Genomic DNA, 5,426 nt, shown 5'->3' with positions numbered 1-5,426 from the left:
GATACGGTTCTGACCGGGCAGGATCTGGACAAGATGACCGTCGACGCACTCGGCGCACGAATCAAGGAGGTTTCCGTCTTTGCGCGCGTCTCGACCAAGCATAAGATGGTCATTATCGACGCGCTGCAAGCACAGCATGAGATCGTCTCGATGACGGGCGACGGCGTCAACGATGCGCCGGCGCTGAAATCAGCCGACATTGGTGTGGCCATGGGGATTACGGGTACCGACGTCAGCAAAGAATCCTCCGATATGGTCCTGCTGGATGATAATTTCGCTACCATCGTCGCCGCCGTCAAAGAAGGTCGCCGCATTTACGATAATATCCGCAAATTCGTCCGATACATCCTCACCGGCAATGCCGGTGAAATCGTTGTCATGCTCACCGGCCCGCTAATGGGTATGCCTCTGCCGCTGCTGCCGATTCAAATTTTATGGATCAATCTGGTGACCGATGGGGTGCCGGCCGTTGCTTTGGGGTTCGAAGAAGCCGAGCGCGATGTGATGAACCGGCCGCCGTACAATCCGCAGGAAGGCATTTTCGCGCGCGGGCTGGGCTGGCAGATTCTCGTCATGGGCTTGATCATCGGCCTGATCTCGGTGGGGACCGGGTACTGGTTCTGGGATGGCGGAACAGGTTCGAACGCTTGGCAGACCATGGTCTTCACCATGCTGACGTTCTGTCAGATGGCCTATGCGCTGTGTGTGCGCAAACAAACGCAATCGCTGTTTGCGCAATCCTGGTTCAGCAACCCGTTGCTGTTGCTGGCCATTGGTGTCACACTGACCCTGCAGTTGATCCTTATTTACGTCCCGTTTTTTAACACCGTGTTTCGCACCACACCGCTGCGGCTGGGAGAACTGGGTATCTGCGCCGTTGGAGCTATAGTGATTATACTTATTTCAGAATCGAAAAAACTGTTCCTGCGCTGCAAGCAGCATTGAAAATCGCACATCGTTTCGTTGACAGCGGCAGGTCGCATCTTTCGTCACTGAGGATCATCGACAGCCCCCCTCATTTGCCCGATGAAGGGGCAAGCTGAAACTCGCGGTAACCTTGCGACACGTCACGGCTCGATGTGCGATACCAAGATTGAGCGGCGTTCCGGGGAAATCGTGCCTAACGCCGCTTCCGCCTTTCAAAGGATGCCCTGATCTTTGATAACCAGTTGATATTGAATGTTTTCTGTTAACTGCGGGAGAAAGAGAACGGTTACGAAGAGGGTTGCACACGGGGAGCCAAGCAATAACACCCAACCAAATTGGCCGGGTTTCTCTTTATATCAACCACTTATTTAATATTTACAATCCCTCAAAAAATAACCACTCCACACACCTGCGAACCAAATTTTATGGATAGCTGTTTACGGGAAAATAGTTTCTATACAGGTTATGCTTGAAGTTTTTCTGCCAATAGCATACATTGGCAGTTAAAATGATTCGAGGGAAACATGGACAGTATCACGGAATACATTAAGTCATCCGGCGGCTATGCCCGAATGAAGGAACTGCGTGCCGCAGGGTTCCAGACCCGTGAAATATCAACCCTGGTTGCTCAAGGGCGCATTGAGCGAGTCAAGCCGGGGCTCTACCGACTTGCGGAGTATGGCGAGTCAGGGGAGCATGCCGGACTGGTGGAGGTCTGCCGTGCCGTGCCTGGAGGGGTTATTTGTCTGCTGTCCGCTCTCGATTTTCATGGACTTACCACCTTCAACCCTTCGGAGGTCTATGTGGCCATTCCCCATGGCGCCAAACCGCCCCGGCTTTTTTATCCACCCATCAAGACCTTTTTCTTTCGTGAAAGGTTTTATGCCCCAGGAATTGAATCTGCACGGATATCGGCAGGTGAAGTCAGAGTTTATGGGAAGGAAAAAACAATCTGCGACATGTTTCGTTACCGTCGTAAACTTGGTGAAGACCTGGCCTTGGAAGCACTGAAGCAATACCTGAAACTGAAAGACGCCAACACTGCGCGCCTGTTGAAATATGCCACTGTCTGTCAGGCCAAAACCGTCATGATGCCCTACCTGAAAGCACTGGTGATGTGACATGGCGAAAGCAACCAAAAATATCGCTGCATCCGTCCGCGCTGGTGGGGGTGATGGTGGCGGTACCATCCTGCCGCCGATCGCGGTGGCCGATCTACTGATGGGGTCCGGCCACATGGTCATAGGCTTGAAGGCCCTGCTGTTGACGCTGACGAACATCATCTGCGTGAACCTTCCGGCATGTGGATGTTTTTGCTTCAGGGCGTCCGCCCCCATTTTTACTGGGAGGCGGCGCGGGCCAGGCGCATGTTGGAATGGGCCGCCGCCATTTAGATCGGATTGCTGGTGTTGTTGATCGGGGGGATCTATCTGAATCAACGATTCATACAATTCTGACAAGTGCGAAGCGACTGAAAACCATATGACGACAAGAAAAAGGGAGGCAATGGATGTCTGCTTCAAACGGAGACGCTGAAAAGACGAAACCAAAAAAAACGCTGCCGGAAGATTCTCAAACCAAAACCAACAGCCGTCTGGCGCAACTGTCCCTGGCCGCCCTGGGCGTGGTTTTCGGAGATATCGGCACCAGCCCGATATACGCCATTCGGGAATGTTTTCACGGCGAATACGGGATAGAGGTCAGCCATGTCAACGTGATGGGCATCCTGTCTTTGATGTTCTGGGCGCTGGTCATGATCGTGGGCCTGAAATACATGATATTCGTTTTTCGGGCGGACAACCACGGGGAAGGCGGGGTCATGGCCCTGACCGCCCTGATCCGCGGGCATGCCGCCCCATCCGGAGGCCGGCGGCTGCCGGGCGTCATCGCCCTGGGACTTTTTGCGGCGTGTCTGCTGTATGGGGACGGCATGATCACGCCGGCCATTTCCGTTTTGAGCGCCGTGGAAGGCATCGGCATCATCACCCCGGTGTTCGACCCTTATGTGATACCCCTGACCATCGTCATTCTCATCGGTCTGTTTCTGATCCAGCGCCGCGGCACGGCGCGCGTGGGCGGTCTGTTCGGGCCGGTGATTCTGGTATGGCTGTGCTTTCTGGCCGTCACCGGCGCGGCGCAGATTGTCCGTGAACCCCAGGTGTTGGCGGCGGTTTTCCCGTGGCACGCCATCCGGTTTTTTATTCTCAACAAGCTGCACGGGTTTGTGGTATTGGGCGCGGTCTTTCTGGTGGTAACCGGGACCGAGGCGTTATACGCGGATATGGGGCATTTCGGCACCCGGCCGATCCGCCTGATTTGGTTCGCCCTGGTCTTTCCCGCGCTGGTGTTGAACTATTTCGGGCAAGGGGCGCTGCTGCTTAACCGACCCGAAGCGGCAAGCCACCCGTTTTACGCCATGGTACCCTCATGGGCCATGATTCCAACCGTGGTATTGGCCACCCTGGCCACCATCATCGCTTCCCAGGCCGTCATCAGCGGCGCCTTTTCCATGACCCGGCAGGCGATCCAACTGGGCTACCTGCCGCGGTTGAAGATCCGGCACACCGCGGCCACGCAGATCGGCCAGATATACGTGGGCCCGGTCAATTGGATGCTCATGGTCTGCACCATTGCCCTGGTGGTGGGGTTTCAATCCTCCAGCAAGCTGGCCGCCGCCTACGGGGTGGCCGTCACCTCCACGATGCTGATCACCACGACGCTGTTTTTTATTGTGGCCCGCCGACGGTGGCAATGGCCCATGGTGTGGGCCGCGCCGCTGGCCGGTCTCTTTTTTGTGGTGGATGTACCGTTTTTCCTGGCCAACATCAGCAAAATTTTTCATGGCGCATGGTTCCCGCTGGTCATCGGCGGGGCGTTCTTTATCCTGATGATCACCTGGGCCAGGGGGCGCCGGATTCTGGCCGATCAATTGCGCAAGGTCATGCCGCCGGTGCATCAATTCATCGTGGATCTGGCCAGCCGGCCCCCTGACAAAATCGAGGGCGACGCCGTCTTTTTGACGGGCAGCCCCTACATCGTGCCCGTGGCCCTGGCAAAAAATGTTAAGCACAACAGGGTCGTGCACAGCCGGACGGTGTTGCTGAATTTTCGGGTGGAAGATGTCCCCCGGGTACCCAATCTGGAAAAAATAAAAACCGAAAAACTGGGCGGCGGGTTTTATCGCCTTGAGGCCCGCTATGGATTCATGGAAGATCCCAAGCTGGATACCGTGCTCGCGCTGGCGCGCGGGCATGGTTTGGATTTGAATCCGGAAACAACGAGTTTTTACATCGGCCGTGAAAAACTGGTTATCGCGGAAAACAGCGCAATGGCGCGCTGGCGGGCGGGCCTTTTCATTTTTATGTCCCGCAACGCCGCCGATGCCGTCTCGTTTTTCGATCTTCCCCCGGACCGGGTGATCGAGGTGGGTGTTCGGATGGCGATCTGAAAGGAAAAGGGGTCAAATCTTTAATCTTGACAAATTTTGCTCCAGGATTTGTCAAGATTAAAGATTTGACCCCATCAATGCCGGTTGATGGGCACCCGGCCGGGATCACCCACGAACGGAAGGATCAAAAGGCGAGGCAGGGAAAGCTTTTGCGGATCTCGGAATTGAGACAGGCCGATCACCATATCCGTGTGCCCCTTGGCAGGCTGAGCCCTGTAAGTGCCTAGCAGCCGATCCCACCAGGGGAGGTTGAACCCGTAGTTGCTGTTGGTTTCGCGGATGATGACCGAGTGGTGGACCCGGTGCATGTCCGGTGTGACCACGAGTAGCCTGAGTACCCGATCCACTTTTTCCGGGAGGCGGATGTTGCTGTGGTTGAACATGGAAGTTGCGTTCAGGGTTACTTCGAAAATCAGCACGGCCAAAGGCGATGCGCCGAGCGCGGCCACAGCCGACAACTTAATGGCCATGGATACAATGATTTCAATTGGGTGGAACCGCAGCCCGGTTGTCATATCGAAGTCAAGGTCCGCGTGATGCACCATGTGCAGCCGCCAAAGCATCGGAATAGCGTGATGCAGAACATGCTGTGCATACACCACGAAATCCAGCGCCACCACGACGATGAGTACCTCGAGCCAATAGGGCAAGGCCAATTGATTGAGCAGTCCCCAACTTTGCTCCGAGGCGAGCAGGGCCACCCCAACGGGCAGAACGGGATAAATCAACGCGACCGATAAAGGGTTCAAGGCGACGATGGTCAGGTTGGCAAACCAGCGACGGCTTTTGGAAGTTGCCAGCCGCCTTCGGGGCGCAAAAACCTCCGCTGTTGAAAGAATGGCGAAGACGCCGAGGAAAACGCCCAAACGAATGATTGTGTCAGTTTCCATAACTTTTCAGCGCTTGAAAAAGCGGCTCCTGATTCCTTTTTTTGGGGACTCGGGTTCAGGCAGTCCCAGGATGCGGCAGATGTTTGCCTCCACCTCGTGATCGGACACGTCAGCCCCTTCCACGACGATTTCTTTCCCAACCATGACCGCCGGGGCGACCG

Annotated in this window: 4 protein-coding genes and 1 pseudogene; 3 read left to right on the top strand and 2 right to left on the bottom strand. The window is 55.6% G+C overall.

Annotated features, from left to right (window positions below; genetic code table 11):
* The 3 genes from R6V78_RS10910 to R6V78_RS10900 form a co-directional block, all read left to right on the top strand.
* Positions 1 to 945 (top strand): cation-translocating P-type ATPase (locus tag R6V78_RS10910; RefSeq protein WP_410289393.1); only part of this gene is annotated, 945 nt, incomplete at its 5' end.
* Positions 946 to 1,451: 506 nt separating this feature from the next.
* Entirely contained in the window at positions 1,452 to 2,048 is a 597-nt protein-coding gene (locus R6V78_RS10905) for a type IV toxin-antitoxin system AbiEi family antitoxin domain-containing protein (protein ID WP_410289392.1), read from the top strand.
* A gap of 389 nt (positions 2,049 to 2,437) precedes the next feature.
* Positions 2,438 to 4,375 carry a potassium transporter Kup gene (locus R6V78_RS10900; RefSeq protein WP_410289391.1) on the top strand — a complete coding sequence of 646 codons (1,938 nt, stop codon included), beginning with the start codon at positions 2,438 to 2,440 and terminating at the stop codon, positions 4,373 to 4,375.
* Between the two features lie 74 nt (positions 4,376 to 4,449).
* Here the strand turns inward: R6V78_RS10900 and R6V78_RS10895 are convergent, their stop codons facing one another.
* Both R6V78_RS10895 and R6V78_RS10890 read right to left on the bottom strand, forming a co-directional pair.
* Positions 4,450 to 5,265: a sterol desaturase family protein gene (locus tag R6V78_RS10895; RefSeq protein WP_410289390.1), complete on the bottom strand. Its 816-nt coding sequence runs from the start codon at positions 5,263 to 5,265 to the stop codon at positions 4,450 to 4,452.
* A gap of 6 nt (positions 5,266 to 5,271) precedes the next feature.
* Positions 5,272 to 5,426 (bottom strand): annotated as a pseudogene (locus R6V78_RS10890) (NEPxGxxU family selenoprotein); the annotation flags it as partial.

Origin of the sequence: Desulfosarcina sp. (assembly GCF_046496365.1) — a bacterium.
Taxonomy (GTDB): domain Bacteria; phylum Desulfobacterota; class Desulfobacteria; order Desulfobacterales; family Desulfosarcinaceae; genus Desulfosarcina.
The sequence above is the reverse complement of the archived record's forward strand: the minus strand, read 5'-3'. Positions and strand labels throughout refer to the sequence as shown.